The organism is Bradyrhizobium altum, from assembly GCF_020889705.1.
In the GTDB taxonomy this organism is placed as follows: domain Bacteria; phylum Pseudomonadota; class Alphaproteobacteria; order Rhizobiales; family Xanthobacteraceae; genus Bradyrhizobium; species Bradyrhizobium altum.
Window position 1 is genome coordinate 1 of record NZ_JACMYP010000439.1, and the last position, 4177, is coordinate 4177.

At 64.6% G+C, this 4177-nt stretch carries 4 protein-coding genes; 1 reads left to right on the forward strand and 3 read right to left on the reverse strand.

The features are described 5' to 3' along the window. A partial coding sequence (locus tag H8B02_RS45765) for an ABC transporter transmembrane domain-containing protein (protein ID WP_229172288.1) occupies positions 1-1520 on the reverse strand: 1520 nt, incomplete at its 3' end. 192 nt (positions 1521-1712) lie between these two features. On the opposite strand from H8B02_RS45765, the gene rpmE reads away from it, so the two are divergent. After that, a complete protein-coding gene (gene rpmE / locus H8B02_RS45770; protein ID WP_016845230.1) occupies positions 1713-1940 on the forward strand; it encodes a 50S ribosomal protein L31 in 228 nt (75 codons plus the stop codon). Between the two features lie 797 nt (positions 1941-2737). Here the strand turns inward: rpmE and H8B02_RS45775 are convergent. After that, positions 2738-3355, reverse strand: coding sequence for a LysE family translocator (locus H8B02_RS45775; protein ID WP_229172289.1), 618 nt, complete (start codon positions 3353-3355; stop codon positions 2738-2740). A gap of 12 nt (positions 3356-3367) precedes the next feature. Beyond that, positions 3368-3994 carry an FMN-binding negative transcriptional regulator gene (locus H8B02_RS45780; protein ID WP_092123182.1) on the reverse strand — a complete coding sequence of 209 codons (627 nt, stop codon included), beginning with the start codon at positions 3992-3994 and terminating at the stop codon, positions 3368-3370. Positions 3995-4177 lie beyond the last annotated feature (183 nt).

Sequence of the window (4177 nt, forward strand, 5' to 3'; positions counted from 1 at the left end):
GCGTCGAAGCCGCCGGGCAGCCGGCGCAGGAATTCGGTGGCATGCGCGAGATCGGCGGCGCGCTCGACCTCGGCGTCGGTGGCATCGGGCCGGCCGAACCGGATGTTGTCGCGGGCGCTCGCGGCGAACACCACGGAATCCTGCGGCACCAGCGCGATCCGCGCGCGCACGTCGGCCGGATCGGCCTGCCGGATCGGCACGCCGTCGAGCGAGATGGTGCCCGATTTCGGATCGTAGAAGCGCAGCAGCAGGTGGAACAGCGTGCTCTTGCCGGCGCCCGACGGGCCGACGATTGCGACCTTCTCGCCGGAGCGCACCTGCAGCGACACGCCGTCGACCGCAAGCGCGTTGGGCCGGGTCGGATAAGCGAAGCTGACATTGTCGAAGCCGACATCGCCGCGCGGGGGCTGCGGCAGTGCGCGCGGCGACGCGGGAGCTGCGATCTGTGGCCTGACGCGCAAAATCTCAAACAGCCGTTCGGCGGCGCCCGATGCGGCCGAGACCTCGCCCCAGACCTCGCTGAGCTGACCGAGGCCGCTCGCTGCGAAGGCCGTATAGAGAATGAACTGGCCGAGCCGGCCCGGGCTGATGGCGCCGACCAGCACGTCGTGCGACCCGACCCAGAGGATCACGACGACGCTGGCGAACACGATGAAGATGACGATCAGTGTCAGCATCGCGCGCGCCTTGGTCGAGCTGCGCGCGGCGTCATAGGCCTGCTCGACCTCGCGGGCAAAGCGCGCCCTGGCGAGCCGTTCGCCGGTATAGGCCTGCACGGTGCGGATCGCATTGACCAGCTCGGAGGCATAAGCGCTGGCATCGGCCAGCGTGTCCTGGGCGTTGCGCGACAATCGCCGCACCCAGCGGCCGAACGCGACCAGCGGAATCACGATCATCGGAATCGCGAGCAGAACGAAGCCCGAGAGCCGCGGGCTCGTGATCACCATCATCGCGGCGGCGCCGAAGAACAGCATCAGATTGCGCAGCGCGATCGACACCGATGCGCCGACCGCGGACTTGATCTGCGTGGTGTCGGCGGTAAGCCGCGACACCAGTTCGCCGCTCCGTGCGGAATCGAAGAACGAGGGCGACAGCGAAATCAGATGCGCGAACACGTCGCGCCGGAGATCGGCGACGATGCGCTCACCGATCGTCATGACGAGGTAGTAGCGCGAGGCGCTGGCACCGGCGAGCACCGCGACGACCGCGATCATCACGCTGAAATAGCTGTTGATCATCGCGATGCCTTCGGGCGTGAAGCCGAGGTCGATCATCCGCCGCACCGCGACCGGCACGATCAGCGTGGTGATCGCCGCGATCGTCAGCGAGATCAGCGCGAGGATCGCCCGCCCCTTGTAGCGCGCCACATAGGGCGCGAGCGCAAGCAGGGGTCGCAAGCGGGCACGGCTCTTCGCCGGCTCCATGATCTGGCCCTCGATGAAGGCCTCCTCATCGAGCAACGCGTCGCGCGGCGGCTCGGGGGTGCCGCGAGGGGTCTCAAGCTGTTCGGCTACACTCATTATCTAGACCGGTTCTATTGCCCCCCACATAGGCCCGCCGACCCCCGGCTGGCAAATCTGGTAAAGTCCCAATCCGGTGATGATCTTAAGCCCTTTCTTGGCTTGTTTTGGCGGGCACCATGGGTTATAGAGCCGCCCAAATCCCGTACCTAGATGTCTTGAGACGGGCGCTGGCGCGCCGAAGGAACTGTCATGAAAGCCGATATTCATCCGAATTATCATACGATTAAGGTCGTCATGACCGACGGCACCGAGTACCTGACCCGCTCCACCTGGGGCAAGGAAGGCGACACGCTGAACCTCGACATCGACCCCAAGTCGCACCCGGCCTGGACCGGCGGTACCCAGCAGCTGATGGACCGCGGCGGCCGTGTGTCGCGCTTCCAGAAGAAGTTTTCGGGCTTCCTCAAGAAGGACTAAAGTCCGCTTCGGGATCGCCCTCGCGATCAAACGCAAAACGCCTCCGTCTCGGGGGCGTTTTTGTTTTGGGCTGCTCAGGATCGGCCGGGCGGACGAGCGCGCGGCTCGCTCCATGCGTCGTCCCTGCGAAAGCCAGGACCCATAACCACAGGGTTGTGTTGTTGAAGAGGGCTGTAGCTCCAGCGTCGCGCAACAATTGCCATTTATGGCTATGGGTCCCGGGTCAAGCCCGGGACGACACTGAGTTTGTTGCACCACTTGTGAGCCACGCATCCGCATTCTCGCGACATGAATCGTCCGAGTTCTGCATCTCGCTTCGCCCTCTCCGTTACCAGAGGGCGCAGGGAAAGCCGGGTGCCGATCGCACCCATGGGTCCCGAGCAAATGGAAAGCTCGGGAGGTAGGACCACAGGTGTAACCGGAGCAATCCGGCTTTCCCTGCGCGATGGGTTACGGCTTATTTCGTGCTCTCCCCGGTGAGACCGGGCTTGTTTGTCACCGCCCTTGCAAAGACGCTTACGCGTCTTGCAAGAGGACACCAGCCGCTGGGGCGTCAGGACCACACGACTTCACCGTCCGCGTCGCATGCTCTCGTCAGTCGCACACTCGGCGTCCACCGCATCTCACCGCAACACCCGTGACGATGCGCAGCGTCCCTCGATCGGGTGAGACGGGCAATTCATACACTGAGTTGCTTTTCTGATAAAGCGAAATATTTTTGCGTGAGGGGCTTGCGCCGTCGGGCAACTCAGTGGCACGCGCGCGAGGCGGGCACTTGCAGATGGACCGCCGTGGCCCTACCGATCCTGGAAGGCGAGCCGCGCGCCGAGTGCGACCAGCATGCTGCCGCCGATCCGTTGCATGATCTGCTGTGACCTCCGGGAGCGCTGCAGCTTCGCCATCACGGCGCTGGCGAAAAACACGCAGACGATATCGACCGCCGAGAACGTCAGGTTGACGATGGTGCCGAGCAGGAACAGCTGGACCCAGACCGGCAGGCTTGCCGACGCATCGACGAACTGCGGCAGGAACGCCAGGAAGAAGATCGCAGTCTTCGGATTGAGCACCTCGACGACGATGCTCTGCGCGAAGGCGCGCTCCGCGGAAAGCGGCGCAAGCTCAGGGCGCTTTGTACTGTCGCGATCGCGAAACAGCGACAGCCCGAGCCAGACCAGATAGGCCGCACCGGCGAGCTTCATCGCTGTGAATAGCGGCGGCACCGCATGAAACAGAAGCGCGAGGCCGGCGGCCGCGGCGATGACATGAACGTAGCCGCCGAGATGCAGGCCAAGCGAGGCCATCAGCCCCGCACGCCGGCCGCCCGCCAAAGTGCGGGCCGCGGCATAAAGCATCGCCGGACCCGGGATCAGCGCGAAGGTCGCGGTCGTGATCGCAAAGGCAAGGTACAATTCCATCGAAGGCTTTCGTCAGTTCGCCGGGATCATCGCCGCGACTTCGTGATCAACGGGATTGTCGCTGGCGCCTAGGCCCGCGATGACACCGGCGCGATCCTCGAGCTTGCGGTTCTGACTCATCTTCTTCTTGGCGTCGATCCGTGTGATCGGCATCCGGAAGCCGACGATGCCGCGCAGCTGCGCCTTGATGAAATCATCGGGCGCATCGCTGACCTGCCAGACTTCCTTGCGCGTACTCTCGTGCAACCGGGTCAGTCGCGTCACGACATCGAGCAGCCGGTCCGCGTCCTCGAAGAACTCGGCCGCACCGTAGGCGTGCACGGCGAGGTAATTCCAGGTCGGCACCACCTTGCCGTGCTCGGCCTTGGTCACATACCAGGACGGCGTCACATAGGCGTCGGGCCCCATGAAGATCGCCATCGCCTCACCCACGGCGGGCAGCTTCCATTGCGGATTGGGCCGCGCGACGTGACCGTACAGCGTGCCGTAATCGCCCTCGTTTTCATTGAGGATCAGCGGCAGCGGCGTTCCGATCAGCCCGTCCGCGGTCGCGGTAACCAGTGTCGCGAGTTTTGAGGCCCGCATCGCGGCGTGGATCGGGCCGAGCTCATCCATCTTGAAATGCGGCGGCAGATACATCGAAGACCTCATCAATTGCTGCTCGCACCATAGCGCCGAAGTGGCCTATGATAAGGGCCACTTTCGATCATTATGACTGGTCCACTATGCCCCGCCTGCGCGCCACCATCAGCATCCCCTCACTCGGTGCGGTCGACCGCGCGGCCGGACGGGTCGGGCGTCAGATCGCGCGGGCCCTGCGCG

Coding starts and splice junctions, on each gene's coding strand:
- H8B02_RS45775 (WP_229172289.1), bottom strand. CDS start 3,355: ATGGAATTGTACCTTGCCTTTGCGATCACGACCGCGACCTTCGCGCTG.
- H8B02_RS45780 (WP_092123182.1), bottom strand. CDS start 3,994: ATGTATCTGCCGCCGCATTTCAAGATGGATGAGCTCGGCCCGATCCAC.
- rpmE (WP_016845230.1), top strand. CDS start 1,713: ATGAAAGCCGATATTCATCCGAATTATCATACGATTAAGGTCGTCATG.